The sequence below is a fragment of the Actinoallomurus sp. NBC_01490 genome, assembly GCF_036227085.1.
Taxonomy (GTDB): Bacteria; Actinomycetota; Actinomycetes; order Streptosporangiales; family Streptosporangiaceae; genus Actinoallomurus; species Actinoallomurus oryzae.
This window is the reverse complement of sequence record NZ_CP109433.1, coordinates 6,483,915-6,510,544: the sequence shown is the minus strand read 5'-3', so window position 1 is coordinate 6,510,544 and position 26,630 is coordinate 6,483,915. Positions and strand designations below refer to the sequence as shown.

The 26,630-nt window shown below is 73.0% G+C and carries 25 protein-coding genes and 1 pseudogene; 19 read left to right on the top strand and 7 right to left on the bottom strand.

From position 1 onward, the window contains the following. Positions 1–94 precede the first annotated feature (94 nt). Positions 95–1,891 (bottom strand): GAF domain-containing sensor histidine kinase, encoded by a 1,797-nt coding sequence (locus tag OG417_RS30470; protein WP_329235823.1) that lies wholly within the window; start codon positions 1,889–1,891, stop codon positions 95–97. Between the two features lie 221 nt (positions 1,892–2,112). Between OG417_RS30470 and OG417_RS30465 the strand changes: the two genes are divergently transcribed. From OG417_RS30465 to OG417_RS30420, 10 genes are read left to right on the top strand one after another with little or no spacing between them, the layout of a single operon-like run. Then, positions 2,113–3,333 carry a threonine synthase gene (locus OG417_RS30465; protein ID WP_329235820.1) on the top strand — a complete coding sequence of 407 codons (1,221 nt, stop codon included), beginning with the start codon at positions 2,113–2,115 and terminating at the stop codon, positions 3,331–3,333. Positions 3,334–3,353: 20 nt separating this feature from the next. Then, positions 3,354–4,871, top strand: coding sequence for an ABC transporter substrate-binding protein (locus tag OG417_RS30460; RefSeq protein WP_329235817.1), 1,518 nt, complete (start codon positions 3,354–3,356; stop codon positions 4,869–4,871). Between the two features lie 2 nt (positions 4,872–4,873). Then, entirely contained in the window at positions 4,874–5,848 is a 975-nt protein-coding gene (locus OG417_RS30455; protein ID WP_329235815.1) for an ABC transporter permease, read from the top strand. Further along, positions 5,845–6,708, top strand: coding sequence for an ABC transporter permease (locus OG417_RS30450; RefSeq protein WP_329235813.1), 864 nt, complete (start codon positions 5,845–5,847; stop codon positions 6,706–6,708). Before OG417_RS30455 ends, OG417_RS30450 begins: the two co-directional genes overlap by 4 nt. A gap of 55 nt (positions 6,709–6,763) precedes the next feature. Beyond that, on the top strand, positions 6,764–7,552 hold the full coding sequence (locus OG417_RS30445; protein WP_329235810.1) for an SDR family NAD(P)-dependent oxidoreductase: 789 nt from the start codon (positions 6,764–6,766) through the stop codon (positions 7,550–7,552). Next, on the top strand, positions 7,549–8,394 hold the full coding sequence (locus OG417_RS30440) for a polysaccharide deacetylase family protein (RefSeq protein WP_329235807.1): 846 nt from the start codon (positions 7,549–7,551) through the stop codon (positions 8,392–8,394). The genes OG417_RS30445 and OG417_RS30440 overlap by 4 nt, the downstream gene beginning before the upstream one ends. Then, complete coding sequence (locus tag OG417_RS30435) at positions 8,387–9,376, top strand: ABC transporter ATP-binding protein (protein ID WP_329235804.1); 990 nt, start codon at positions 8,387–8,389, stop codon at positions 9,374–9,376. The genes OG417_RS30440 and OG417_RS30435 overlap by 8 nt, the downstream gene beginning before the upstream one ends. Continuing rightward, positions 9,369–10,340, top strand: a complete 972-nt coding sequence (locus OG417_RS30430; protein ID WP_329235801.1) for an ABC transporter ATP-binding protein — start codon at positions 9,369–9,371, stop codon at positions 10,338–10,340. Before OG417_RS30435 ends, OG417_RS30430 begins: the two co-directional genes overlap by 8 nt. Beyond that, positions 10,337–12,559, top strand: coding sequence for a penicillin acylase family protein (locus tag OG417_RS30425; RefSeq protein ID WP_329235798.1), 2,223 nt, complete (start codon positions 10,337–10,339; stop codon positions 12,557–12,559). Before OG417_RS30430 ends, OG417_RS30425 begins: the two co-directional genes overlap by 4 nt. Continuing rightward, positions 12,552–13,250 (top strand): GntR family transcriptional regulator, encoded by a 699-nt coding sequence (locus tag OG417_RS30420; protein ID WP_329235794.1) that lies wholly within the window; start codon positions 12,552–12,554, stop codon positions 13,248–13,250. The genes OG417_RS30425 and OG417_RS30420 overlap by 8 nt, the downstream gene beginning before the upstream one ends. A gap of 54 nt (positions 13,251–13,304) precedes the next feature. Here OG417_RS30420 and OG417_RS30415 read toward each other — a convergent pair whose 3' ends face one another. Next, positions 13,305–14,294, bottom strand: a complete 990-nt coding sequence (locus tag OG417_RS30415; RefSeq protein WP_329235792.1) for an aldo/keto reductase — start codon at positions 14,292–14,294, stop codon at positions 13,305–13,307. A 175-nt stretch (positions 14,295–14,469) separates the two neighbouring features. Here OG417_RS30415 and OG417_RS30410 point away from each other — a divergent pair, with 175 nt between their 5' ends. The 4 genes from OG417_RS30410 to OG417_RS30395 are packed head-to-tail and all read left to right on the top strand — an operon-like array spanning position 14,470 to position 16,296. After that, positions 14,470–15,048, top strand: coding sequence for a hypothetical protein (locus tag OG417_RS30410; protein ID WP_329235790.1), 579 nt, complete (start codon positions 14,470–14,472; stop codon positions 15,046–15,048). A 46-nt stretch (positions 15,049–15,094) separates the two neighbouring features. Beyond that, the gene (locus OG417_RS30405) at positions 15,095–15,748 is read left to right on the top strand and encodes a TetR/AcrR family transcriptional regulator (protein WP_329235787.1); all 654 of its coding nucleotides are present in this window, start codon (positions 15,095–15,097) and stop codon (positions 15,746–15,748) included. Further along, positions 15,736–16,041, top strand: coding sequence for a DUF6204 family protein (locus OG417_RS30400; RefSeq protein WP_329235784.1), 306 nt, complete (start codon positions 15,736–15,738; stop codon positions 16,039–16,041). The genes OG417_RS30405 and OG417_RS30400 overlap by 13 nt, the downstream gene beginning before the upstream one ends. A gap of 45 nt (positions 16,042–16,086) precedes the next feature. Continuing rightward, a complete protein-coding gene (locus OG417_RS30395) occupies positions 16,087–16,296 on the top strand; it encodes a hypothetical protein (protein ID WP_329235780.1) in 210 nt (69 codons plus the stop codon). A gap of 64 nt (positions 16,297–16,360) precedes the next feature. On the opposite strand, the gene OG417_RS30390 is transcribed toward OG417_RS30395, so the two are convergent. After that, positions 16,361–16,822, bottom strand: a complete 462-nt coding sequence (locus OG417_RS30390) for a GNAT family N-acetyltransferase (RefSeq protein WP_329235776.1) — start codon at positions 16,820–16,822, stop codon at positions 16,361–16,363. Between the two features lie 128 nt (positions 16,823–16,950). Here OG417_RS30390 and ligD point away from each other — a divergent pair, with 128 nt between their 5' ends. Continuing rightward, positions 16,951–17,913: a non-homologous end-joining DNA ligase gene (ligD, locus tag OG417_RS30385; protein WP_329235773.1), complete on the top strand. Its 963-nt coding sequence runs from the start codon at positions 16,951–16,953 to the stop codon at positions 17,911–17,913. Positions 17,914–17,928: 15 nt separating this feature from the next. On the opposite strand, the gene OG417_RS30380 is transcribed toward ligD, so the two are convergent. Continuing rightward, on the bottom strand, positions 17,929–18,687 hold the full coding sequence (locus OG417_RS30380; RefSeq protein WP_329235770.1) for a DeoR/GlpR family DNA-binding transcription regulator: 759 nt from the start codon (positions 18,685–18,687) through the stop codon (positions 17,929–17,931). Between the two features lie 73 nt (positions 18,688–18,760). Here OG417_RS30380 and OG417_RS30375 point away from each other — a divergent pair, with 73 nt between their 5' ends. Both OG417_RS30375 and OG417_RS30370 read left to right on the top strand, forming a co-directional pair. Beyond that, complete coding sequence (locus OG417_RS30375) at positions 18,761–19,948, top strand: MFS transporter (RefSeq protein WP_329235765.1); 1,188 nt, start codon at positions 18,761–18,763, stop codon at positions 19,946–19,948. Between the two features lie 160 nt (positions 19,949–20,108). Continuing rightward, positions 20,109–20,759 (top strand): YHS domain protein, encoded by a 651-nt coding sequence (locus tag OG417_RS30370; RefSeq protein ID WP_329235762.1) that lies wholly within the window; start codon positions 20,109–20,111, stop codon positions 20,757–20,759. A 52-nt stretch (positions 20,760–20,811) separates the two neighbouring features. Here the strand turns inward: OG417_RS30370 and OG417_RS30365 are convergent, their stop codons facing one another. Further along, a complete protein-coding gene (locus OG417_RS30365; RefSeq protein ID WP_329235759.1) occupies positions 20,812–21,630 on the bottom strand; it encodes a putative protein N(5)-glutamine methyltransferase in 819 nt (272 codons plus the stop codon). A 185-nt stretch (positions 21,631–21,815) separates the two neighbouring features. Between OG417_RS30365 and OG417_RS30360 the strand changes: the two are divergent. Both OG417_RS30360 and OG417_RS30355 read left to right on the top strand, forming a co-directional pair. Further along, positions 21,816–22,470, top strand: a pseudogene (locus OG417_RS30360) (RNA-guided endonuclease TnpB family protein); the annotation flags it as partial. Positions 22,471–22,748: 278 nt separating this feature from the next. Then, positions 22,749–23,588 carry an SAM-dependent methyltransferase gene (locus OG417_RS30355; protein WP_329235755.1) on the top strand — a complete coding sequence of 280 codons (840 nt, stop codon included), beginning with the start codon at positions 22,749–22,751 and terminating at the stop codon, positions 23,586–23,588. A 53-nt stretch (positions 23,589–23,641) separates the two neighbouring features. Here OG417_RS30355 and OG417_RS30350 read toward each other — a convergent pair whose 3' ends face one another. Together OG417_RS30350 and OG417_RS30345 are read right to left on the bottom strand one after the other, a co-directional pair. Beyond that, positions 23,642–25,675 (bottom strand): phosphocholine-specific phospholipase C, encoded by a 2,034-nt coding sequence (locus tag OG417_RS30350; protein WP_329235753.1) that lies wholly within the window; start codon positions 25,673–25,675, stop codon positions 23,642–23,644. 131 nt (positions 25,676–25,806) lie between these two features. Continuing rightward, positions 25,807–26,622, bottom strand: a complete 816-nt coding sequence (locus tag OG417_RS30345; RefSeq protein ID WP_329235751.1) for a phosphotransferase — start codon at positions 26,620–26,622, stop codon at positions 25,807–25,809. Positions 26,623–26,630: the final 8 nt, after the last annotated feature.

Here is a 26,630-nt window from a genome sequence, read left to right as displayed (position 1 = left end):
TCATGTTTCTAACCCGCGAGGGGGCGACGAACACTTTACGTAGTGGATTGGCCACAATCGGCACAGGGGCGGCCTGTTCGCCGTTTCGCCGTCGTCATGGCTGATATGGGATCTCGGCGAACAACGTGGTCCCTTCGCCGGGACGGCTGATGATCTGCAGCCGACCGCCGAGAGCCTGGACGCGGTCGGAGAGGCCGGTCAGTCCGGACCCGTGGTTCGGATCGGCGCCTCCGGCGCCGTCGTCGCGGACGGACAGCCGTACCACGGTCTCCTCCACGGACAGGTCGACCCTGATCGCCGTCGCGTTCGCGTGCTTGGCCGCGTTGGTCAGCGCCTCGGAGACGACGTAGTAGATGCTCACCTCGACGCGTTCGGGCAGCCGGGCCGTGCCGTTCACGGCGAGTTCGACCGGGACGGATGAGCGGCCGGCGAGCGCGGTCAGCGCGACCTTCAGGCCGCCCTTCGCCAGGATCGCCGGGTGCAGGCCGCGGGAGATCTCCCGCAGCTCCGCGAGCGCCTCCTCCAGCGCCCGCGCCGCCCCCGAGAGCCGGTGCCGCGTCTCGTCCAGCTCCGGCGGCAGGCCGACCTCGATGCCCCGCATGTCGAGGGCGATCGTGACCAGGTGCTGCTGGGTGCCGTCGTGCAGATCGCGTTCGATGCGGCGGCGGGTCTCATCCGCGGCGGCGACGACCCGGGCCCGCGAGGCGATCAGGTCGGTGTGGCTCTGGGCGTTGGCGATGGCGGCGGAGGCCAGCTCGGTGAACTCGTGCATCCGCCGTTCGGTGTCGGGCGGCAGCGGCTCCTCCTTCTTCGAGGACGCGATCGCGATGCCCCACAGGAAGCTGCCGACCATGATCGGACAGCCGACGGACGAGACGATCCCGCGGTCGCGCAGCCGCTTGGACAGCGCCCCGTCGCCGGTGTAGGCGCTCACCCGCGCGGGTGAACGCGTGCGGTGGACCAGTTCGGTGACGGTTCCCGGTTCCAGCACCCAGTGCGAGCCGTGCTCGACGATCCCCTGGTAGTTCCAGCTCCCGGCGGTGACCACCGCCGTGTCGTCCGGGCGGTAGCGGACGACCACGGTGTGCTCCACGCCGAGGTTCATGCCCATCTCACGGGCGACGGCGTCGAAGACCTCCGTCGGCGGGGCGCCGCACGCCACCAGGGTGGCCAGGTGCCGCAGCGAGGTCTGCTCGTCGACGATCCGCTGGAGCTGGTCCCGGCTGACGCGCAGCGCGTCCGCCGTGCGCTCACGCTCGTGCGCGGCCCCCAGCAGCAACTCCAGCGAGGGCACCGCGCGGTCGCGCAGCCGCCGGAGCGTGGACCCGGTCACGTCGGCGGGGACGATGAGGGTGGCGAGCATCCCGTCGCCGCGGAGCGGGAACGCCGTGTGCCCCTCCCGGGGGCGTACGGATCCGGGGTGGATCGAGGCCGACGGCAGACCCAGCGTGCGAGCCAGTCCCCGGGCCGCCGCGGGCATCGCGGACCGCAGGTCGGGGGCGCGCAGCAGCAGACGGGCCAGAGTGGCGGACAGGTCGGCGTCGACGCGTGCGTCCACCTCGCGCGCCAGCAGCCGCGTCGAGGCACAGACCGAGCAGGACAGCACCGCCACGATCGAGTAGGCCACGAGGTTCGCGAGGAGCATGATCCACATGCCGTGCGGGTTCGGCGTGGACGTGGCGAAGTACAGGCCGAAGGCGACGGCGCTGGCCGCCGCGGCCACCAGCCCCAGCCCCAGTCCCCAGACCGCGGAGATCAGCACCACGCCGAACAGGTAGACCACGTCCAGCGACAGGACCGATGTGACCATGCTGAGCAGGGCGACGAGCACGGTCTCCGCCGGGACGCCCACCACCAGCACGAGAACGCCGAGCGGTACCGAAGGGCGCATCCAAGGTGGCGGAAGCGCGAGCGGGCTCCAGCGCATAACACATGGTATCTACCAGGCCAAATACGGGATTTCAGCCGCCGAATCCACGACGCGGATCGACCCCAGCCGGGCCCGGGAACAATCCATGTCGGTATTGTCCAGAACATGGATGGCCTATTGACGCCCACCTGATTTTGGATCCAAAATTGCGGCCTCGTGCATCCCCCTCACGAGGAGAGGCCGTGACCTATTCGTTCCTCAGCCACCTGGAGTGCTCGCGGACGGGCGAGCGCTACGACGCCGACGTCCTTCAGGGCACCTCCGCCGCCGGAGCGCCGTTGCTCGCCCGGTACGACCTCGACCGCGTACGGGAGGCGGTGACCCCGGACGACATCGCCCGCCGCGACCCGACCCTCTGGCGGTACCACGAGGTCCTGCCCGTGCGGGACCCCGAGCGCGCGATCAGCCTCGGTGAGGGGATGACGCCCCTGCTGCCGCTGCCCGCGTACGGCCGCCGCGCCGGGCTGAACCGCCTCCTGATGAAGGACGAGGGCCTGATCCCCACCGGCACCTTCAAGGCGCGCGGCGCGGCGGTCGGGGTCTCCCGCGCCGCCGAGCTGGGCGCCAAGGGCGTCGCGATGCCGACGAACGGCAACGCCGGCGCGGCCTGGGCGCTGTACGCCGCGCGGGCCGGCCTGGGCAGTCTCATCGCGATGCCGGACGACGCGCCGCCGATCACCATGGCCGAGTGCCAGGTCGCCGGGGCCGAGCTGTACCGCGTCGACGGCCTCATCGGCGACGCCGGACGGCTCGTCGGCGCCGCGGTGGGGGAGCGGGACGGCTACCAGGAGGTCTCCACGCTCAAGGAGCCCTACCGGCTCGAGGGCAAGAAGACCATGGGCTATGAGATCGCCGAGCAGCTCGGCTGGCGGATGCCCGACGTCATCCTGTACCCGACCGGCGGCGGCGTCGGCATCATCGGCATCCACAAGGCGCTGCTGGAGCTCAAGGAGCTCGGCTGGATCACCGGCGACCTGCCGCGCCTGGTGGCGGTGCAGGCCGCCGGCTGCGCGCCGATCGTCGAGGCGTACGAGAGCGGCGCGGAGGAGAGCACGCCGTTCCCCGGCGCCCGCACGGTCGCCTTCGGCATCACGGTGCCCAAGGCGCTCGGTGACTTCCTCGTCCTGCGGGCGGTCCGCGAGACCGGCGGCACCGCGGTCGCGGTCACCGACGAGGAGCTCCTCGCCGCCCAGGCCGAGCTCGCCGAGCTGGAGGGCGCCTTCATCTGCCCCGAGGGCGCGGCCTGCTTCGCCGCGCTGGGGAGGCTCCGCGACGCCGGGTACCTCGGCGCCGACGACGAGGTGGTCGTGCTCAACACCGGCGCGGGCGTGAAGTACCCCGAGACCGTACGTGTCGACGTGCCGCTGCTGGCCAAGGACGACCGCATTCCCGCCCGCGGCTGAGGAAATTGGATCCGATCGCCATGCGAGCGAAGCGTCTCCGCGCCCACGCCGCCCTCGCCGTGGCCGGGCTGAGCCTCGCGGCCTGCGGCATCCGTCCCGCGACCGCCGAGCGCGACCCCGGCACCCTCGTCATCGACACCGCGAACTACCCGTCCACCCTGGATCCCGGCAAGCAGTACGACTCCGACACCTACGCGGTCTACCGCAACATCTTCGACCAGCTCCTGCGCCGGAACCCCAGAACGCAGGCGCTCGTGCCGTGGATCGCCACCTCCTGGCGGCAGACCGACGCGACGACCTGGCGGTTCGCCATCCGGCGCGGCGTGCGGTTCAGCGACGGCAGCCCGCTCACCGCGGCGGACGCGGCGTTCAGCGTCAACCGGATCCTGGACAAGAAGTTCGCCAGCCAGCAGTTCGCCAACTTCTCGATGATCAGCAAGGCCACCACCGACGGCGGTGACCTGGTCATCCACACGGCGCAGCCCGCGCCGACGCTGCTGACCTACCTGACCACCCTGTCCATCGTGCCCGAGCGTTACGTCCGGCGGGTCGGCGACGAGAAGTTCGCCGCCAAGCCGATCGGCTCCGGCGCGTACATGCTCGTCTCGGCGACGGCCGGATCCCAGGTCGAGCTGAAGGCCAACCCGCTGTGGTGGCACGGCCGGCCGGGCGTGCGCGCCGCGGTGTTCCGCGCGGTGCCCAACGTGGCGAGCCGCGTCGTCGACCTGCAGTCGCGCAAGGCGGACCTGGCCACCGGCCTCACCCCCGACGCCGCCGACCAGATCAAGCGCGACCCCCGGCTCGCCGTCCTGTCCACGCCGACCGAGCGGATCGCCTACCTGGCCTTCAACACCATCAAGGGCGGTCCGACCAACGACCCGCGCGTGCGGCGGGCCGTCGCCGCCGCGATCGACTACCGCGCCCTCATCGAGAACCTCCAGCGCGGGTACGCCAAACCGATCAACTCCCTGCTCACCCCGCTCGCGTTCGGCTACGACACGAAACTGCCGGACGCCCGGTACGACCCGGCCGCCGCCCGGCGGCTGGTCGCCGAGGCCGGCGCGAAGGGTGCGACCGTCGTGATGGCGACGTCTCCGTCGTTCAACCCGCAGATCGTCCAGGCGATCCAGGCGAACCTCGCGGCCGTGGGACTGAAGGTCCAGATCCGCGGCACCGACCAGCCGACGTACCTCAAGAAGGTGCAGGACCCCGGGCACGACTGGGGATCGATCCGGTTCGGCCGCTGGTCGTGCTCGTGCCTGGACGCCGACGGCGTGATCTACCCGCTCTTCCACACCGGCGGCATCTGGAGCTCCTACACCAACCCGTCCTTCGACCGGCTCGTCGAGCAGGCCCGCCGGGTGATCGACCCGAAGCGGCGCGGTGCCCTCTATGACCAGGCGTTCCAGGTGCTGGCCCGCGACCTGCCCGGCCTCGGGCTGTTCCAGGACTACGCGATCTACGGCGCGAACTCCCGGGTCTCCTGGACGCCGGACGCCCAGGAGAGCTTCTTCCTCGACACGATGAAGGTGCGCTGACGATGACGGCCGTGATCCCCCGGCGGCGTCTCGCCGCCCTCCCCGCCACACCCCGCTACATCGCCGGCCGGGCCGGGCAGGCGCTGCTGGCCCTGTTCGGCGTGGTGACGATCGTGTTCTTCGCGCTGCGCCTCTCGGGCGACCCGGCCCGGCTGCTGGTGCCCGAGGGCGCCACGGCCGCCGACATCGCCCGGGTGCGCGACCGGCTCGGCCTGAACGACTCGCTCTGGCACCAGTACACGACCTTCCTCGGCAACGCCGTCCACGGGAACCTCGGCTACTCGTATGTGCAGAACCGCCCGGCCACGGACCTGCTCGCCGAGCGGCTGCCCTACACCGCCAACCTCGCGGTCGCGGCGCTGGTGCTGTCGCTGCTCTTCGGCGTCACGGTCGGCACCGTCACCGCGCTGCGGCGCGGACGGTGGCAGGAGCGGGTGCTGATGCCGATCGTCCTCGCGGGCCAGGCGATGCCGGCGTTCTGGACCGGGCTGCTCCTCGTGCTGGTGTTCTCGGTCGGCCTGCGCTGGCTGCCCTCGACCGGGTACGACGGCCCGCTGTCGCTGCTGCTGCCCAGCGTCACGCTCGCCGCGCTGTCCGCCGCGGCCATCGCCCGCGTGACCCGGGCCGCGATGCTGGAGCAGCTCGCCCAGGACTACGTGCGCACGGCGCGCGCCAAGGGCGCCGGCACCTGGCGCCTGGTCACCCGCCACCTCGCGCGCAACACCGCGATCCCGGTGCTCACCGTGGCCGCGCTGGAGCTGGCCAACCTGCTCGGCGGCGCGGTCGTCACCGAGGTCATCTTCGCCTGGCCGGGGCTCGGCCAGCTCACCGTCCAGTCCGTCGAGGCGCGCGACTTCCCGGTCGTGCAGGCGATCGTCCTGCTCGCCTCGGCCGTGTACGTCGTGGTCAACCTCGCCACCGACCTGCTGTACGGCGTCATCGACCGGCGCGTGGCCGCCGGAGGAGGTACCGCATGAACGGCCGGTCCCGTCTCACGATCCCGCTGGTCATCGTCGGCCTGTACGTGCTGCTGGCGGTGTTCGCGCCGCTGCTCGCCCCGGACGACCCCAACGCCGTCGCGCTGGCCCGGCGGCTGCTGCCGCCCCAGGCACACCACCTCATGGGCACCGACGCCCTCGGCCGCGACGTACTGTCGCGCGTGATGTACGGCACGCGGGTCTCGCTGCTCGTCGCCGCGGCGGCGGTGGTGGTGGCGGGCGTCGCCGGCGTCGCGCTCGGCATGGTCGCGGGCTGGCGGGGCGGCTGGCTCGGCGCGGTCGTCATGCGGATCGTCGACGTCGTCCTGTCGGTGCCGTTCTTCCTGCTCGCCGTGCTGGTCGTCGTCGTTCTCGGCCCCAGCCTGGTCAACGTCGTGGTGTGCCTGGCGATCGTGCGCTGGCCGAGGTACGCCCGGGTGGCCTACTCCACCACCCTGCAGACCCGGGGCCGCGGTTTCGTACGGGCGGCGACGGCGACCGGGGCGTCCGGCGGCTGGATCCTGGCCCGGCACGTGCTGCCCGAGGTGCTGCCGGTGGCGATCGTCGTGGGCACGCTGGAGTTCGGGCTGATGGTGGTGTACGAGGCGTCGCTGTCCTTCCTCGGCCTGGGCGTGCAGCCGCCGACGGCCTCGTGGGGGTCGATCCTGTCCGACGGGCAGCAGTACATCGCGACGGCCTGGTGGCTCGCCACGTTCCCCGGCCTCGCCCTGTTCGTCCTCGTGCTCGCGGTGAACCTCCTCGGCGACGCCGCGCGCGACCGGCTCGACCCGGCCAAGCGCGCGACGGTGACACGCCGCCGGTTCCTCCGGCGCCCCCGTACGGCGGAGGCACCGGCGTGAGCGAGCGGATCAGCGAGCACGGCGGCGAAGCGAGATCACAGTGTCAGGAGGCTTCATGATCCCCGACTACGGCCGTGAGTTCGCCGGCAAGCGGGTGCTCATCACCGGGGCGGCCGGAGTGATCGGCCGGTGGACCGCCGAGGCGTTCCGCGCCCAGGGCGCGGAGCTGCTGTTGTCCGACGCGCGCGCCGAGGCCCTCACCGAGCTCGGCGAGGCCCTCGGCGCGCACACCGCGGTCGCGGACCTGAGCACCGCCGACGGCGTCGCCGCGCTGATCGCGGCCCTGGACGAGCGCTGGCGCTCGGCCGACATCCTCATCAACAACGCCGGCGTCTATCCCCGCACGCCGCTGGCGACCACCGACCGCGCCGCGGTCGAGCGGATCCTCGACATCAACGTGGTCGCGCCGTACCAGCTCGCCCAGCACGTGATCGGCACCATGACCCGCGAGGGCGTGCGCGGCTGCGTCGTGAACCTCACCTCCGGCGCGGCCAGGCGCCCGACCCGTACCGGCGGCGTCTACGCCGCGAGCAAGGCCGCGCTGGAGATGCTGACCCGCTCGCTCGCCCTGGAGTCGGGCGAGGCGGGGATCCGGGTCGTCGCCGTCGGCCCGGGCTTCGCGCCGGGCAGCGAGGTGAGCGAGCTGCCCGCCGATCACGTCGCCAAGATGCGGGCGGGCATCCCGCTCGGCCGTACCTCCGGACCGAACGACGCGCCCGCGGCGGTCCTGTGGCTGTGCTCCGGCGCGGCCTCATTCGTCACCGGCACCACCCTCGACGTCGACGGCGGCCGTACCGCCGGCGACTTCGTCCCGGCAGCGAGGCAGAACGGGAGTGCGAATTGAGCTATCCATGGCCGGGCGGCGCGCGGGCCGCCGTGTGCTTCACGCTCGACTTCGACGGCGAGTCGCCGTACCTGTGGCGTAACCGGGACCGGCGTGACGACGCCGTCGGCGAGCTCGAACAGCGCCGGTACGGCCCGCGCCGCGGCATGGCGAACCTGCTGTCGATGATGGACGGCCTGGGCCTGCGGGCGACGGTGTTCGTGCCCGGCTGGATCGCCGCGACCTACCCCGAGCAGGTCGCCGAGGTCCACCGGCGAGGGCACGAGCTGGCCCTGCACGGCTGGTGCCATGAGCCGCCGACGGGCCTGACCGGCGACGACCTGCACGCGACCCTCGACCGGGCGATCCGTGCGCTGGAGGGGATCTCCGGCGAACGCCCGGTCGGCTACCGGTCGCCGAGCTGGGACATGACCGGCGGCGTCTTCCCGGTGCTGCGGGCGCTGGGCATCGGCTACGACAGCTCGCTGATGGGCGACGACCGCCCGTACGAGGTGGACGGCGTCGTGGAGGTCCCGGTCGACTGGGCCACCGACGACGCGCCGTACTACCGCTACGTCGGCGGCGACCCGCGTCCGCCCGCGCCGACCGGCCCGGTGCGCGACGCCTGGGCCGCCGAGATCGCCGCCGCCAAGAGGCACGGCACGCTCTGCATGATCACCGTGCATCCGTGGCTGTCCGGCCGTCCCGCACGCGTCGCGGCCCTGGAGGAACTGCTCGCGCCGGTCGTCGCCGACGCCGAGCTGTGCACCCCGACCGTACGTGACCTGGCCGCGCACCACCGGGCCCAGGAGGGCGGACGCACGGTCACCCTGGACCGGCTCGATCGGCCCGCCCATGACTGAGCCGGCGACGGAGTTCCTGCGGATCCGCGACCTCAGGGTCGGCTTCGGCCCGGGGCGCGAGGCCGTGCGCGGCGTCGACCTGAGCGCCGAACGCGGCGAGACCGTCGCGCTCGTGGGGGAGTCCGGCTGCGGCAAGAGCCTCACCGCGCTCGCGCTCCTGGGCCTGCTGCCTCCCGGCGCGAGCGCGACCGGCTCGGCGGTGCTGGACGGCACCGAGCTGGTCGGCCGGGAAGAGCGCGCGCTGCGGCGAATCCGCGGCGCCCGCGCCGGCATGGTGTTCCAGGACCCGATGAGCTCCCTCAACCCCACCACGCCGGTCGGCGCGCAGATCGCCGAGGTGCTGGCCATCCACACGCGGATGAGCCGGTCCGCGCGGCGCCGCCGGGCGGTGGAGCTGATGGAGTCGGTGGGCATCCCCGACGCCGCCGCGCGGGCACGGCAGATGCCGCACCAGCTGTCCGGCGGGATGCGCCAGCGAGTGATGATCTCCATCGCGCTCGCGGGCCGGCCGGACCTGCTGGTCGCCGACGAGCCCACCACCGCGCTGGACGTGACCGTGCAGGCCCAGGTGCTCGCGCTGTTGCGCGAACGCGCCCGCGACACGGTCCTGCTGTTCATCACCCACGACATGGGCGTCGTCGCCGAGATCGCGGACCGGGTCGCGGTGATGTACGCGGGGAAGATCGTCGAGACCGGCCCGGTCCGCGACGTGCTCGACGCTCCGCGCCATCCGTACACCGCGGCGCTCCTGCGGTCCGTGCCCGACCCCGACCGCCCGGTCGCGGGCGAGCTGCCGACCATCCCCGGCCAGGTCCCGGCCGTCGGCGAGCGGATCGAGGGCTGCCCGTTCCGCCCCCGCTGCGCGCGGGCGAGCGACCGGTGCCTGACCCCACCGGACCTGACCCCGGCCGGCCCCGGTGGCGCCGTCGCCTGCTGGCACCCGCACGAGCTCACGGAGGCACGAGGGAGTGCTCATGACTGACGACCTGGTGGTGGCCGAGGGGCTGGTCAAGCGCTATCCCGTACGCGGGCGCGGCATGCTCGCCGCGGTCGACGGCGTCGATCTGCGCGTCGAGCGCGGCACCACGCTCGCGCTCGTCGGCGAGTCCGGTTGCGGCAAGTCCACGACGGGCCGGCTGCTGCTCGCGCTCGAACGCCCCGACGCCGGCCGCGTCACCGTGGCCGGCCAGGAGGTGCACGGTCTGGGCCGGCGCGACCTGCGCGCGCTGCGCCGCACCATGCAGCCGGTCTTCCAGGACCCCTACGACGCGCTCAACGCCCGGATGACCGTCGAGCGGATCGTCGCCGAACCGCTGCGGGTCCACCGCGTCGACGGCGACCTCCCGGCCCGGGTGCGCGAGCTGCTGACGACGGTGAGCCTCGATCCCGCGCTCGCGAGCCGGTACCCGCACGAGCTGTCCGGCGGCCAGCGCCAGCGGGTGGCGATCGCCCGCGCCATCGCGCTCGACCCGGCCTTCGTCGTCTGCGACGAGCCGGTGTCCGCGCTCGACGTGTCGGTGCAGGCCCAGGTGGTCAACCTGCTGCGGCGGTTGCAGGACGAGCGCGGCATCACGTACCTGTTCATCAGCCACGACCTGGCGCTCGTGCGTCACCTCGCGCAGCGGGTCGCGGTGATGTACCTCGGCCGGATCGTCGAGGAGGGGTCGGCCGGCGAGCTGTTCACCGATCCGCGGCACCCGTACACGCGGCTGCTGCTCGCCGCCGCCCCGCGCCCGCGCGTACGCGACCGGGACACGACGCCGGTCACGGTCGCGGGGGACACGCCGAGCGCCCTGGGCCGCGGCCGCGGCTGCGCGTTCGCCCCGCGCTGTCCGCTCGCGACCGCCCTGTGCCGCGCCGAGGACCCGCCGCTGCGCGCGCTGCCCGGCACGGAACGTAAGGCGGCCTGCCACTACGCCGAGTCGTCGCGGGCCGGTGCGGCATGAGCCTGCCGGACGGTCTCACGATCACCCGGGACGCGTACGGGATCCCCTCGATCGACGCGGAGTCCGAGCCGCTCGCCTGGTTCGGGCTGGGCTGGGCGGCCGCGGAGGACCGCCTGTGGCAGCTCGAGTACGACCGCCGGCGGGCGCGCGGACGGTGGGCCGAGGTGGTGGGGGCGGCGGCGCTGCCGGCCGACCGGCTGGCCCGGCGGCTCCGGCTGGCCGACGCGGCCGAACGGGACCTGGCCGCGATGGACCCGGTCACCGCCGCGACGTTCGAGCGGTACGCCGACGGGGTCAACGCGTACGTCCGCGCGTCCGGGCTGCCGCCGGAGTACGCGGTCGCCGGGATCGGGTGGGAGGAGTGGACGCCCCGCGACTCGGTGCTGGCGTTCAAGATCCGGCACGTGCTGATGGGCGTCTGGCAGTACAAGGTCGCCCGCGCCGTGCTGCGCGCGCGTGCGGGACGCCGGGCGGCCGACGCCTTCGACCCCCGGCCGCTGCCCGGCATGCGGGTGACGGTGCCGCCGCTGGGCCGCGTCCCGCGCGAGGACCCGCGGGCGGCCCTGGCCGAGCAGGCGCGCGAAGATGTCGAGAGCGCCGCCGCGTACCTCGGCTTCCTGGCGGAGGCCGAGGGCGGATCCAACGCGTGGGCGATCGGCGCCGGGCGTACGAGGACGGGCCGGCCGCTGCTGGTCAACGACTCCCACCGCGCCCTCGACACGCCGAACGCCTACTGGCAGGCGCACCTGCGCTGCCCGGAGTTCACCGTGTCGGGCGCCACCTTCCCCGGCCTCCCGGGCTTCCCGCACTTCGGGCACAACGGCCGGGTCGGCTGGGCGATCACGAACGCCGCGGGCGACGCGCAGGACCTCTACGTCGAGCAGTTCCGCCGCGGCGGCACGGAAGTGCGCACGGCGACCGGCTGGGAGCCGGTGCCGGTGCGCGAGGAGCGGATCGCCGTACGGGGCGGCGAGGAGCACGTCGAGCGGTGCCACGCGACGCCGAACGGCCCGGTCGTGCACGGCGACCCCGCGAGCGGTGCCGCGCTCTCGCTGCGCTGGACCGCGACGGACCGGCCGTGCGCGCAGTTCGGCGTGCTCCGGCGGATGCTGCTGGCCGGCGACGTACGCTCCCTGCTGGACGGGCAGGAGGGCTGGGTCGACCCGCTGAACAACCTGGTCGCCGCCGACACCGGCGGGCACATCGGCTACCTGCTGCGCGGCGAGCTGCCCGCACGGGACACCCTGGCGCCCACCCAGGTCCCGGTGCCCGGCTGGGAGCCGGGCCACGGCTGGCGCGGACGCGTGCCGTTCACCGAGATGCCCCGGATGGAGGACCCGCCCGAGGGCATCATCGTCACCGCGAACAACACCGTGACCGCCGCCGAACGGCCGTTCGTGTCACATTCGATGAACGACTGCTACCGCTCGGAGCGGATCCACGAGCTCGCCGCCGCGTCGGAGATCTGCGAGGCGGGCGACATGGTGGCCTGGCAGGGGGACACGGTCTCGGTCGCGGCGCGGCGGTGGGGACGGTTGCTCGCCGGGCGCGGGCCGTACGCCGGGGCGGCCGAACGGGCCCGCGCGCTTCTCGCCGCCGGTGGTGGCGACCTCGCCGCCACGAGTACCGTCGGCCTGGTGCATGCCTGTTTCCGTCGCGCGCTGGCGCGGCGCCTGCTGGATCGTGAGCTCGGCGCGGACACGCGCTCGTGGTTGATGGGGTCAGGTCTGCCCGGGGTCCCGGTGCTGCTGCGGCGCTGGTTCGCCGCGCTCACGTGGCCGCGTCCGGACGACGGCGCGTGGCCGGCGGCCTCGCTCGGCGACGATCTGCTCACCGAGGCGCTCGACGCGGCCTGGCGGCAGGCGTGCGGGGACGCGGAGTCCCCGCCGCCCTGGGGCGAGGTTCACCGTACGGCCGCGCGGCACACCCTGCGCGCGGTCGCCGGCCCCGGCCTCGACCCGCCTCCGGCCGGCATCGGCGGTGACAACGAGACCATCCAGAACGGCGCGTACGGCTGGAAGGAGGGCACGCCGTTCGACATCACGAACCTGTCGGTGTACCGGCAGGTGCTGGACCTCGCCGACCTGGACGGGTCCGGGTGGGTGATCCCGGGCGGAGCCTCCGGCCGGCCCGGCGACCGGCACTACGCCGACCAGCTGGAGCCCTGGACGCGGCACCGTCTCGTGCCGATGCGCCCGGCCTGGGGGACCGGTGACTGAAGCGCCCCCGGAGCTGAACAGCCTGGTCCGTTCGGCGTACGAGGCCGTGCGCCAGGCCGTGCTCGAACGCCGGCTGCTGCCCGGCGAGCGCGTCACCGTACGCCCGTTCGCCGAGCGGCTCGGCATCTCGCCGACCCCGGTCAAGGCGGCGCTCGCCGTCCTCGAACGCGAGGGGTTCCTCGTCGCGCGCAAGCACTCGGGCTACTTCGTCGCCGAGATGACCGCCGCGGACATGCGCGACATCTACGAGCTGCGGTCGGCGATCGACGCCCTCGCGGCGCGCCACATCGCGCGCACCCGGCCCGCCGGCCTGCTCGACCGGCTCGGCGAGCTGATCGAGGGCCAGCGGACCGCGCTGAAGGCGGGCGACGTGGAGGCGTACGCCGAACTGGACCGGGAGTTCCACGCGCTCATCTGGCGCGGCTCGGCCAACCGGCGCCTGACCGCCATCGCCGACCTGCTGACCGCCCAGCTGCGGCTCGGGCACAACCTCACCACCGCCGTCCCCGGCCGTCCATCGGCGAGCCTGGACGAGCACGTGGAGATCGTGGACGCGCTCCTGTCCGGCGACACCGCCGCCGCCGAACAGGCGGCCCGCCGGCACGTAGCCCAGGTCATCCGCGCCCTGGAGAAGGTGCTGCCCGAGCGGAGCACGCTGCCCCAGGACGCGTCCCGAAGTCCCCGACCGTAGCGAGCGGCGCGCAGGAGGACGGCGGAACCCGGAGACGCGCCCCAGGGCACCGTCTCACCAGGCGAACGCCTCCGGAGAGGGGCCGGGGCCGGGGAAGATCTCGTCCACACCGTCGAGGAACTCCTGCGGCAGCTCCAGTGCCACCGCCCGCAGCGCCGAGTCGAGCTGTTCGCGCGTGCGGGGGCCGACGATCGGCCCGGTCACGCCGGGCCGGGTGAGCAGCCATGCGAGAGTGGCCTCGCCGGGCTGCACCTCGTGCTTGTCGCACAGGTCCTCGTACGCCTGGATCCGCGCCCGCTCGTCGGGGTCGGCCAGCGCCGCCGCCGCGCGCCCGGACGTCGAGCGCCGGCCCTCCTGCTCCTTGCGCAGGACACCGCCGAGCAGGCCGCCGTGCAGCGGGGACCAGGGGATCACTCCGAGGCCGTACGCCTCCGCGGCCGGGATGACCTCCATCTCGGCCCGCCGTTCGGCCGGGTTGTACAGGCACTGCTCGCTGACGAGCCCGAGCGAGCCGCGCCGCGCCGCCGTCTCGTTCGCCCGGGCGATGCTCCAGCCGGGGAAGTTGGAGGAGCCGACGTAGAGGACCTTGCCCTGCTGGACCAGGACGTCCATCGCCTGCCAGATCTCGTCCCAGGGCGTGTTCCGGTCGATGTGGTGGAACTGGTAGAGGTCGATGCGGTCGGTGCCGAGCCGCCTGAGGGAGGCGTCGACGGCCCGGCGGATGTTGACCGCGGACAGCCGGTCGTGGTTCGGCCAGGCCTCGCCGTCCCCGGCCATGTTCCCGTAGACCTTCGTGGCCAGGACCGTCTTGTCACGCCGGCCTCCGCCCTGGGCGAACCAGGTGCCGACGATCTCTTCGGTGCGCCCCTTGTTCTCGCCCCAGCCGTAGACGTTCGCGGTGTCGAAGAGGTTGATGCCCGCGTCGAGCGCCGCGTCCATGATCGCGTGGGCGTCGGGCTCGTCGGTCAGCGGTCCGAAGTTCATCGTGCCGAGTACCAACCGGCTCACCTTGAGCCCGGTCCGTCCGAGTTGCGTGTAGTCCATGACCGTCCAGCCAATCAGGTCGCGCGGCCGTCGGCACACCCGGAGTCCGTGCCGGGCCGGTACCTGCGGGGGAGGGGACCGGCGCTCACGGGGGAGGCCGCCGGCATGGCACGGGCCGAAGGATTGCGGACAGCGCCGGATGACGGCGCCGACGCCCAACTGATGAGGAAACACCGTGAACCGTTCGCTCAGCTCCCGTACGGCCCTGGTCTCCATCGGCGCTCTGGTCGCGCTCACCGTGACCGGCGCGACCGCCTCGGCCGGCACACCGACGGCCGGAGCGCCGAAAGAGCCCGCCCTGGTCGGCAGCGCGAAGATCCACTACGCCTACGCACCCGATGACGACATCCGGTTCGACTTCGACGCCCATGGCTTCTACACCCTCGCGCGCGGCACGTTCCACTTCCGTCACAGCGGCATCGGTGCCGACGGCAGGCCCGTGACCGGGGAGGCCTGGGGAAAGGTGGACTGCCTCGCCACCGGGGGCGACACCGCGACCATGACCGGCACGATCACCCGGACCGTTCCGCCCGGCATCATGGCGGGCGCGGTCGGGTTCAGCGTGGCGGGCCATGGGCGCCACCAGCGTCTGGGCTTCTCCTGGGGGGTGCTCGAGTCTCCCGCCGAGCTGCCCGGCTGCTATGCGATCGCCCCGTTCACCACCGTCACGGCCGGCCACTTCGCGGTCACCGACGCTCCCCTGCCGGCCGTCCCGGTGTGGCTCTCCACCGCGCACAATGCTGAAGCGGACTGAAAAATTGGAATGCGTTTAAAGTTTGGAGTCGGCTATATTCCGGCTCATGTCCGAGGGGCTGCGGGAGCGCAAGAAGCGTGAGACACGGCGGCGCATCTCCGCGGTGGCCACCGGTCTGTTCGTGGAGCGCGGTTTCGAGAGCGTCACGATCGCCGAGGTCGCCGCGGCGGCGGACGTGTCCGTCAACACCGTCTACAACTACTTCCACGCGAAAGAGGATCTCGTCCTGCCTCCGGACGAGGCGTCCCCGCAGCGGCTCGCCGACATCGTGCGGCAGCGCCCGCCCGGCGAGTCCGCCGCGCGGGCGGTGCTGACGCGGCTTCGCGAAGAGGTGCGCCGTCGTGACCGCAGGCTGGGGCTGACCGAGGGGTTCGGCCGTGTCTTCGAGATGATGCGGGCCGCCCCCACGCTGCTCGCCCGGCTGGACGAGTTGGGCCGGCAGATGACCGGGGCCCTCGCCGCCGTGCTCGCCGAGGAGGCCGGCGCGGCGCCGGACGACCCGCTCCCGCGCGTCGTGGCCGCCCAGATCGGCTGGTTCCACGGGCTGGTCTTCGCCGAGATCGGCGAGCGCGTGACGGCCGGTCAGGGCCCCGACGAGATCGCCACGGCGGTGCTCGACCTCCTCGACACCGTCGAGGCACTGCTCGGCGAACGCCTGCTCGCCTACGCCGTACGAGAGGACCGACCGTGTTCAGAGTGACGATTCGCGGCACGTTCGGCGAGCTCGGCGCCGCCGACCGCGCCGCCGTTCTCACCGGGGACGACGCCTTCGGGGCCGCCTTCACCGAGGCGGGCACCTTCACCAGCGACCGCGGTTTCTCGGCGTTCACCTTCCGCTGCCAGGTGCCGGCGAGTCCGGAGGACGGTGAGAAGGAGGCCACCGAGCGGGCCGTCGCGGCGCTGGAGGCGCACGGACATCCCTGCCGGATACTCCGGGTGGCGGTGACGGACATGCGCGACATCAAGATTCGCCGGAAGGGCCGGCGGCGGTGATCGCACCCGGGGCGGCCGGTGCGAGGAGGGGGAAGGGCGGACACCGTGGCGACGATCGACCGGAACGTGGAGCGCGCCGGTGAGGCGATGCGGGCCTACACCCTCTCGGCCGACGGCTGGAGGCAGGGCCCGACCGCGAATCTGCGGATGCTGCTGTCGGACCTGATGCACTGGTGCGACGCCACCCAGCACGACTTCGACCGGATCCTCGCCTCGGCGCGCGACCGGTACGAAGAGGACAGGGACCGAGCGTGACCCGGCCGACGACCAGGGCACACGGCGCGTCGCGCCCGGGCGGGCTTCGGCACGGTGCGCCGCGTCAGGGGAGCGGTAGCTCCCGCTGGAAGACGATGCGGTCGACGGCGGGGCCGTCGTAGTCGGCGACCGGGCCGGTGACGGTGAAGCCCATCGCGGTGTGGAAGGCGATGGACCGCTGGTTCCGCGGCGAGGTGATCGCCTTGACCTTCGTACGGCCCTCGGCCGCGGCGAGATCGAAGAACCGCTGGTAGAGGCCGCGGGCCAGCCCGCCACGACGGGCGCGTGGCGCGACGCCGACGAAATGGATGTAGGCCGAGTCGGGCATCGAGGGTGAGAGCAGCCCGATGAGGAATCCCGCCAGCCCGTCGCCGTCTTCGGCCACCAGGCTGGTGCGGTGGAAGTGGTCCAGGAACAGCCGGGGCAGGCTCGAGCTGATCGGCCGGCCCCACCAGTCATCCACCACACCGACGATGCGGTCGTAGTCGTCGCGCTTCGCGGGTCGCAGACGCGGGGTCTCGCTCATGGCCATGCATCGTTCCAGGGCCGCTGGGCGGCCGTCCACCGGCCCCGTCAGGGGCTCGTACGGGGTCGTGAACCCGGCGGATCCGCGAGGTGCTCGTGGTGGGTAGGTCCCCCGTCGGGGGACATCCGATGAGTGAGCTACCACACCTGATCAGGCCGATGATGGCCGTGCTGCGGCACGGCATGCCCGACGATGACGACGCCTACGGATGGGAGCTGAAGTGGGACGGCGTGCGCGCCGTCGCGTACGTGGCCGGCGACCGGGTCACCCTCATGTCGAGGAACGACAAGGACATGTCCGGCTCCTACCCGGAGCTCGCCGCGCTCGGCGGCATGGTCACCGAGCCGGTCGTCCTCGACGGAGAGATCATCACGTTGCGGGACGGGCGGCCGGACTTCGGGCTGCTGCAGTCGCGGATGCACGTCCGGCGCCCGCCGGCCCGGCTGGTCGCCGCGGCGCCGGTGCTGTACTACGTGTTCGACCTGCTCCACCGAGACGACCGCTCGCTGCTGGGCGAGCCGTACACGGCCCGCCGCGAGGCCCTGGAGGCGCTCGGCCTGGACGATGACCCGGTCCACACGCCGCCCTGGTGGCGCGGCGGCGGCGACGCGGTGCTCACGGCGAGCGTCGAGCAGGGGCTCGAGGGCGTCGTGGGAAAACCGCTCACCTCCCGCTACCTGCCCGGCCGGCGCGGCCCGTGGATCAAGGTGAAGAACGTGCGCCACCAGGAGGTCATCGTGGCCGGCTGGACCCCGGGCGAGGGCCGTCGGGCGGACATGATCGGCTCTCTCGTCCTCGGCGTGTACGACGAGCACGGCCTGCGCTACGTCGGCAACGTCGGCACCGGCTTCACCGAGGTCTCACTGCGCGACCTCGCCGGGCGGCTGGACCCGCTCCGGCGCGAGACGAACCCGTTCGACACGACCGTGCCGGGCGTCGTCGCCCGCGCGGCCCACTGGACCGAACCGGAACTCGTCGGCGAGGTCGCCTTCACCGAGTGGACCGGCGACGGTCACCTCAGGCATCCGAGCTGGCGCGGCCTCCGCGTCGACAAACGGCCGGAGCAGGTGCGGCGCGAGGAGGCACGCTGAGCCGGGGCGGGGCGGTCAGGCCCGGTGGACGACCGTGCCCGCCGCGGTCAGGCGGGCGGTCTCCTCCTCCGGGGCCGAAGCGTCGGTGACGACCGCGTGCAGGGCGGAGACCGGGGCGACGTGGGCGAGGGCCGTACGGGTCAGCTTGGCGGCCTCGGTGACGGCGACGACGCGGCGGGACGAGGCGATCGCGGCGCGCTTGACGGCGGCGTCGTCGAGGTCGTAGGCGGTCAGTCCGTTGGCCGCGTTCAGGCCGCAGCAGCCGATGACCGCCGTGTCGAAGCGCAGCGCGGCCAGTGAGGCCTGGGTCAGCGGGCCGGCCAGCGCCAGTTCGCCCGGCCGGGGGTGCCCGCCGGGCACCAGCAACGTCACCTCCGGGGCACCGGTCAGCGCGTTGACCGCGTGCAGCGACAGCGGCATCACGGTCACGCGCCGCCGTTCGAGGGCCCGTGCCACCTCCAGGCAGGTGGTGCCGCTGTCCAGGACGACGGACTCGCCGTCGGCGATGAGCGCGGCGGTCTCGGCCGCGATGCGCCGCTTGGCCTCCAGCCCGTCCTGGGACCGCAGCGCGAAGGGCGGCCCCTCGCCGCGCAGGACCAGGCTTCTCGCCCCTCCCCGGTACCGTTGGAGCACGCCCTGCGCGGCGAGGACCTCCAGGTCGCGGCGGATGGTCATCTCCGAGGCGCCGGTGAGCCGCGCCAGCTCCGCGACGCCGAGGCTGCCCGCCTCGCATACGGCCTCGGTGATCTGTCTCAGACGGTCCGTCCCGGTCATGGCGCCCATTGAACACAATCTCCGCGCGAAAAACAGCCTTACGAACAAAAAAGATGTTCGTTATGTTCGCAGCATGGAGAGATCGCTGCGCGCCGGTCGGCTGGCCACGTTCGCCTACTTCGCCCTGAACGGCTTCCTGATGGGCATGTGGGTCGTCCACATCCCCAGCGTCGAGCACCGGGTGGGCATCGACCACGCCGTGCTCGGCTGGCTTCTGCTGGTGCTCGGCGCGGGAGCCTTCGCCGGGATGCAGGTCTCCGGCCCGCTCACCGACCGCTTCGGGGCCCGTGTCATCGTGCCGCTCAGCGCCTTCTTCTGCGCCGCGTCCGTGGTCCTGCCCGGCCTGGCCGCGAACGCCGGGACGCTCGCCGCGGCGCTGGTCGTGTACGGCTTCGGCACCGGCGCCATGGACGTCTCCATGAACGCGCACGCCGTCCAGGTCGAGCGCGGCTACCCGCGGCCCGTCATGTCCGCGTTCCACGCCACCTACTCGATCGGCGGCGTCTTGGCCTCACTCGTCGGCGCCCGCACGCTGAGCTGGGGCTGGAGCCCCGCGACGTCGCTCGGCGCGGTCGCCGTCCTGGGCCTGGCCGCCACCGCGCTCGCGGCGCCGGCGCTGCTGCGGGCCGAGCCCCGGGCCCCGGAGGCGGCCATGCCCGTACGGACGCGGCGCCGGACGCCGCGGCACATCTGGACGCTGGCCGCGCTCGCCCTGATGATCATGCTGTGCGAGGGCGTCGCGAACGACTGGAGCGTGCTGCACCTGCGCAACGTGCTGGACGCGCCCGCCTCCACCGCCGCGTTCGCGTACGGCGCCTTCTCCGCCGCTATGACCGCGGGCCGCCTGGTCGCCGACCGGGTGGCCGCACGCGTCGGCCCGGCGGCCGTGCTCCGCCGCGGGGCGTCCGCCGCCGCGCTCGGCCTGACCGCCGCCGCGCTCTCGCCCTGGGTCCCGCTGGCCCTGGCGGGCTGGGCGGTGTTCGGGGCCGGACTGTCCGGCTGCGTGCCCCAGCTGTTCAGCGCCGCCGGGCACGCCGATCGGGACGCCGCCGCCACCAACGTCTCCCGCGTCGCCGGAATCGGCTACCTCGGCATGCTCGCCGGTCCCGCGGTCATCGGCCCGCTGACCCGGCTCATGCCGCTCAACGTCGCGTTCTTCCTGCCCGTGGCGTTCTGCGTCACCGCCGCCGTCACGGCCGGCGTCCTGCGCACCCGGCAGGAGGCCGCTCCGCACCGGGAGGCCGAGACGGTGAACCCGTGACCGGCCGCCGGCACGTCCGGAACACCGATCGGAGCGTGTCGGCCGGCCGGCGGCTGACACTCGGTTGACGGTGATCTGACACGTCGTCGCGCTAGTGTGAGGCGGAGCACGTTCGAGGCGCGTGACCAGCGCCGACTCAGCCGAGCGCGGAGGATCTGAAATGATGTTCCTCGAGCTGTTCGTCCCACGTGGGACGTACAGCGACGAACAGCTACGCCGGCTCGCCGAGAGCCTCACCATGAAGCGGTTGCTGACCCATGTGGACGCCATCCGCGATGTGATCGGCGCCGCCGAGGGCTCCAGCGCCAACCCCGGGGTGCTCGACCTCCTCGAATCGATCAACCATGTCGTCGTGCACGAGATCGGCACGTGGATCGCCGGCGGGCGTGCGCTGACCCCGGCCGAGCCTCCCCGCCATGTGGCACGCGTGTACGTACCCGGACCCTGGCGCAAGCCCATGAGCCCGTTCCTCATCGCCGCCATCACCCGGGCGCTCGCCCAGGCCGACCCCGAGCCCGAGCGTTGCCGCCGTGAGCCGAGCGTCGAAGTCCATGTCATCGGCGTGCCGGAGGGTGGATACGGAGTGTTCGGCCGGATCGTCGGCCAGACGGAGCTCATGGAGATGATCAGCGACGCCAAGACCGACATCCCGGTCCCGGACGATCCCAACGCGCTGGTCGACCCGGTGTGCGGCATGGTCGCCAGCGACATGGTGGCGATCCTGGAACACGAGGGCACGACCTACGGATTCTGCAGCCCGGGCTGCCGCCGCCACTTCATCGGCAGGCTGGCCGGAGAGCCGGCCCGGTGACGCAGGTCAGGCCGGTCACTCGTGGTCTGGGGCCGGCGCGGGCGCGCGGCGTTCACGACGGGCGGGTGCCGGTGACCACCGTGGCGTGCGCCTCCTCCGAGGTGGTGACCCGGGGCAGCAGCCCGGCGAGGGCGAAGGCCGCGGCCGCCGACGGCGCCTGACGCTCGCTCGTCTCCACGAGCAGGTGGCCGCCGGGCGCGAGCCAGGCGGGCGCCTCCGCCGCCGCGCGCCGTACGACGTCGAGACCGTCGGCGCCGCCGTCGAGGGCGACCCGCGCCTCGTGCTCGCGCGCCTCCGCCGGCAGCAGCGCGACCTCGTCGGTGGGCACGTACGGCACGTTCGCGGCCAGGACGCCGACGCGCCCCCGCAGCGCATCGGGGAGCGGCTCGTACAGGTCACCCTCGTGGACCCGGCCCGTGCCCGCGAGGTTGCGCCGGGCGCACCGCACGGCGGCCGGGTCGACGTCGGCGGCGTGCAGCTCGACCGGTGCCAGCGCCGCCGCCAGCGCGAGCCCCACCGCGCCCGATCCGCAGCACAGGTCCACCACGACGAGCGGCCGGGGCGCCTCGCGGGCCAGCGCGACGGCCCGGCGGACGAGGAACTCGGTACGGCGGCGGGGCACGAAGACCCCGGTGTCGACGGCGACGCGCAGGCCGCAGAACTCCGCCCAGCCGAGGACGTGCTCGAGCGGCAGCCCGGAGGCCCGGCGTTCGACCATGGCGGTGAGGTCGTCCGGCGTCCGCGCGGCGGAGACGAGCAGCCGCGCCTCGTCCTCGGCGAAGACGCAGCCGGCGGCGCGCAGCCTGGTGACGACGGCGGAGAGGGAGAGCGGTGAGACCCGAGGCCTTCCCTCGCCGGGAGGAGTGACCACGGGAGCTGTGTTTTCGATTCCCTCGCTTCGCTCGGTCATCTGAATCCTCCGGGGAGGAGTCGGACCCCTGCGGAGCAGAGCAAGTGAAGCCGGATCGCCGTCACGGCGATTCGGCGTCCACCACCGGAAACCCGTGTACGGTCACACTCTGACGCGCTAGTTTGCGGACTGTGACCATCCCCCGTGTGAAGCGTGCTTTCAAGTACCGCTTCTATCCTACCGACGCGCAGGCGGCGGAGCTGTCGCGCACGTTCGGGTGTGTGCGGAAGGTCTACAATCTGGCGCTGGAGGCCCGCAGCGAGGCGTGGCGGTCGCGGCGGGAACGCGTCGGCTACAACGCCACCTCGGCGATGTTGACGGCGTGGAAGAAGACCGAGGAACTGGCGTTCTTGAACGAGGTGTCCAGCGTTCCGCTTCAGCAGGCGTTGCGGCATTTGCAGACCGCGTTCACGAACTTCTTCGCCAATCCGGTGAGGTATCCGCGTTTCAAGGCGAAGAAGCTGAAGAACCACACACTGGCCCGCGCCATCTCCGATGCCGCATGGAGCGAATTCCGGCGCATGCTCGAGTACAAAGCGCGATGGTACGGCCGCGAGGTGATCGTGGCCGACCGCTGGTTCCCCTCCTGCAAACTGTGCTCGGCCTGCGGAACCGTGGCCGGCACGATGCCCCTCAACGTCCGCATGTGGACGTGCGGCTGCGGCACGACCCATGACCGGGACGTGAACGCGGCGAAGAACCTTCTGGCCGCCGGGCCGGCGGTGTCGGCCTGTGGAGCCGGTGTAAGACCTCGGGTGGGATTCCTCCCGGTCGGGGCTGTCGGTGCTGAAGCAGGAAGGCCTACGGCGCGAGCCGCGGGAATCCCCCTCGTTCACGAGGGCGGAAGAAGTCAAGAGAGCGCCTTTCCGGTGTGAGTGAGGGCGCCCTCGCGTCACCTATCCGAGGCGAGTCGAGGCAGATGAGAGCGCCCGGCCTGCTCTGGCGGTAATGGGGCTCACCTCCTCGGTCGCCGGAGACCGCAAGATTACCGGACCCGGCCGCGGAGCGGCGCGACCCGGCCCCGAGGACTAAGCTGGCGCGATTCATGATCTTTTGGACATTTCGGAGGGGGATGCGCCGTGACGGGTGTGGGGGGCGGCGGATGGACGACCGATGCCGGAGGGCGACTGCCGCAGGGAGTCGACGTCACCCGGCCGAGCATCGCCCGGGTCTATGACTACCTTCTCGGCGGAAAGGACAACTTCCCCCCGGACCGCGAGCTCGGCGACCAGATCAAGAAGGCCCTGCCCGAGGTCCACCTCGGCGTGCGCGCCCAGCGGATGGTGCTGGGCCGGGCGATCCGCTACCTGGTCGGCGAGGCCGGGATCCGCCAGTTGGTCGACATCGGGTCCGGGTTGCCCACCGCCGGGAACGTGCACGAGGTCGCCCGGAGCATCGCCCCGGAGACGCACGTGGTCTACACCGACAACGATCCGATCGTGCTGGCGCACGCACGCGCGCTGCTGGCCGGCAGCTCCGGCGTGGCGGTGGTGGATCGCGACCTGCGCGAGCCCGAGCGGCTGCTCGAGGCCCCCGAACTGCGCGCCGAGATCGACTTCGACCGGCCCATCGGGCTGCTGCTCTGCGGCATCGTCCACTACATCAGCGACGAGGAGGACCCGGCCGGCCTCATCGCCCGCCTGGTCGCGGCGCTCCCGTCCGGCAGTCACGTGTTCCTCCACCACCTGGTCCAGGCCGGCACGCCCGGTGAAAAGGCCGCCGAGGCCGCGATGCGCCAGGGCATGGGCCGCGGCTTCTTCCGCACCCCCGACCAGGTCCGCGCGTTCCTCGACGGCCTGGAACTGGTCGAGCCGGGCCTGGTGCGCGTGCCCGACTGGCGGCCCAACGGCACCGAGGACTCGGCCGAGGAACACCCCGTACTCCGCCTCGCCGTCGCCGCGGTCGGCCGCAAACCCTGACCGGAAGGCCACGGCACCGCCCCGCACCCGGGGCGGTGCCGCTCGGGAAAGGCTCAGCGCGCGCCGAGCGCGGGGTCGCTCGCGCTGGGCCGGCCGGTCTCCACGTGGCCGGCGAGGCGACGCAGGAACGCCGTGTCCTGGTCGGAGGTGACCGTCAGGTCGTACCAGCCGTGGCTGACGCGTGTCCGCGCCTCGTGCGTCGCGCTGCCGCCGGGGCGGATCCGGTACTCGGACCTGTGTCCGCCGGCGTCCTCGACCGTGAGACGGACGATCGTGCTCCCGGCGTTGGTCAGCACCAGCCGCACCCGCTCGCCCGCGCCGTCGTGGCGCGCGGACACCTCCGGGCCCGCCGTCCCGGGGCCCCGCAGCCGTCGCAGGAAGCCGTTCGGGCCGTGCACCGTGACGTCGTACGCGCCCGGCGTCCACTCGCCGGACAGACGCCGGCCGGCACCGACGGTGAAGGTCCACGGCCCGTCCGTGTGCGTCGCCGACGTCACGTGGAAGCTCGCCCCGGCCGTGCCGCGGCTGGCGAAGTCGATCCGCAGGCCGCCGGCGGCGACCCGGCCGTCGGCGGCCAGGTCGTACGGCAGCGGCCGGGCGGGACGCGAGCCGGGCTCCTGCCGCGGCAGCGCCGGCTTCGCCGGGAGCTTGGGCACGTAGTCGTCGTGCCGGTCGCGGTCGGGCGGCGTGTAGCGGCTGGTGTCGGGTAGCCGGGGCACCCGCGTGGCGGTACGCCCGAAGTCGAACGCCGAGGTCAGGTCGCCGCACACCGCGCGCCGCCACGGCGAGATGTTCGGCTCGCGCACGCCGAAGCGCCGCTCCATGAACCGGATGATCGAGGTGTGGTCGAACACCTCGGAGTCGACCCAGCCGCCCGTGCTCCACGGCGACACGACGAACATCGGCACCCGCTGGCCCAGGCCGTACGGCCCGGCGGCGTTCCCGTCCCCGGCCGGCGGCCGGTACAGCTCCCCGGTGAGATCCACGGTCGAGCGGGCCTGGTCCCCGGGAGCGTACGGGGGCACGACGTGGTCGAAGAAGCCATCGTTCTCGTCGTAGCAGATGAACAGGGCGGTGCGGCTCCACACGTCAGGGTCGGCGGTCAGCGTGTCGAGGATCCGTGAGACGTACCAGGCGCCGTAGTTGGCGGGCCAGTTCGGGTGCTCGGTGAACGCCTCGGGCGCGACGATCCAGGAGATCTGCGGGAGCCGCCCACTCGACACGTCGGCCTTGAGGATCTCGAAGAAGTCCTGGCCGCCCTTGGCGTTCGTACCGGTGCGGGCCTTGTCGTACAGCGGGTCGCCCGGCTTCGCGCCGCGGTACGGGTCGAAGTAGAGCAGCGAGTTGTCGCCGTAGTTGCCGATGTAGGCGTCCTGGGTCCAGCCCCACGAGCCCGTGGCGTCCAGGCCCTCGCCCGCGTCCTGGTAGATCTTCCAGGAGATCCCGGCCTGCTCGAGCCGCTCGGGATAGGTCGTCCAGGAGTAGCCCAGCTCGTCGTTGCCGAGGACCGGGCCGCCGCCCTCGCCGTCGTTGCCGGTGTATCCGCTCCACATGTAGTAGCGGTTCGGGTCGGTCGGCCCGAGCAGCGAGCAGTGGTAGGCGTCGCAGATCGTGAACGCGTCCGCCAGCGCGTAGTGGAACGGGATGTCCTCGCGTGTGAAGTACGCCATCGTCGTGGCGGTCTTGGCCGGGATCCACCGGTCGTAGCGGCCCTGGTTCAGCGCGGCGTGCCCGCCGTTCCAGCTGTGGTCCAGGTCCTGCAGGAACACCATGCCAAGGTCGTCGACCTCGGGGCGGAAGGGCAGTACGTCCCGCGTCCCGTCGGACTGGTACCAGACCGGCTTGCCGCTCGGCAGGGTCACCGGGTGCGGGTCGCCGAAGCCGCGTACGCCGCGGAGCGTGCCGAAGTAGTGGTCGAAGGAGCGGTTCTCCTGCATCAGGACGACGATGTGCTCGACGTCGTGCAGCGTGCCGGTGCGGCGGTTCGCGGGGATCTCGGCGGCGCGGGCGATGCTGGTGGAGAGCGCGGACGCCGCAGCGGTGCCGCCCGCCAGTTGCATGAATCTTCGCCGGTTGATGCCGGTCATGACAGCCTGCCTCAGAAATCGGCTCGGTGGGGCGAGACAGTGCTCTCAAGCGCCCGGCAACGATGCGCGGCAGGCGGGGAAACGGGCAGGGAATGCTGGGCCAACCTTGATCGTCATGTCCCGCGACGCGCTCACGGGCCGGCGCCGGCCCGCCCGCCGAGAGCGCGTTCGAGGGCGGGGGTCACGGTGTGGAGCCAGCGGAGCTCGCCGGCCAGGTACTCCAGGGAGGCGGCCGTCTCGGCCGGGGACAGCGGCCACGTGGCGATGCGCTCCGCGCCGGCCAGGACGCTGCGCCGCAGGGCGGGCAGGACGGCGCGGCGGTCGGGCAGGCCGTAGGCGTCCACGAACAGGCCCAGTCGGCGCGGCAGGTCGGGGACCGGGTCGAATCCGGCCTCGCGCAGGCGCCGATCGGGCGCCAGGGGCACGAAGGCCCACGCGGCCGCGGCCAGCTCGTCCACGGGATCGACCGGTCCCGCGCTGTCGAAGTCGATGAACGCCGCGGGCCGGCCGTCGCGGTAGACGGTGTTCCAGGGGCCGAGGTCGCCGTGGGAGACGATCTGGCCGGGGCGAGGCGGGCAGGGGTGGAAGCGGTAGCCGGTGCGGTGGGGGCGGAACCCTCGCGACGCCTCATGGAGGTCGCGGACGAGCCGTCCGGCGGCGACGAGCGCCTCATCGCCGCGAGCGGGCGCGGGAAGGCGGTGCCCGTGGCCCGGCTGCCGGCTCGGATCGGCGGCCACCTCCCCGTCCAGGTAGGTCACGACCTCGCGGTCTCCCTCGACGCCGAGGACGCGGGGAGCACCGGGAAAGCCCACGCTCTCCAGATGGCGGAGGTACTCGTGGACCGCCTCCGACCACGGCCCCAGGGGACGCAGCACCCGCTCGCCACGGCGCAGGACGCTCGGCGTCATCCGCCCGCCGGCGAGCGGCTCGCCATCGTCGTTCCCCACGCCGCCAG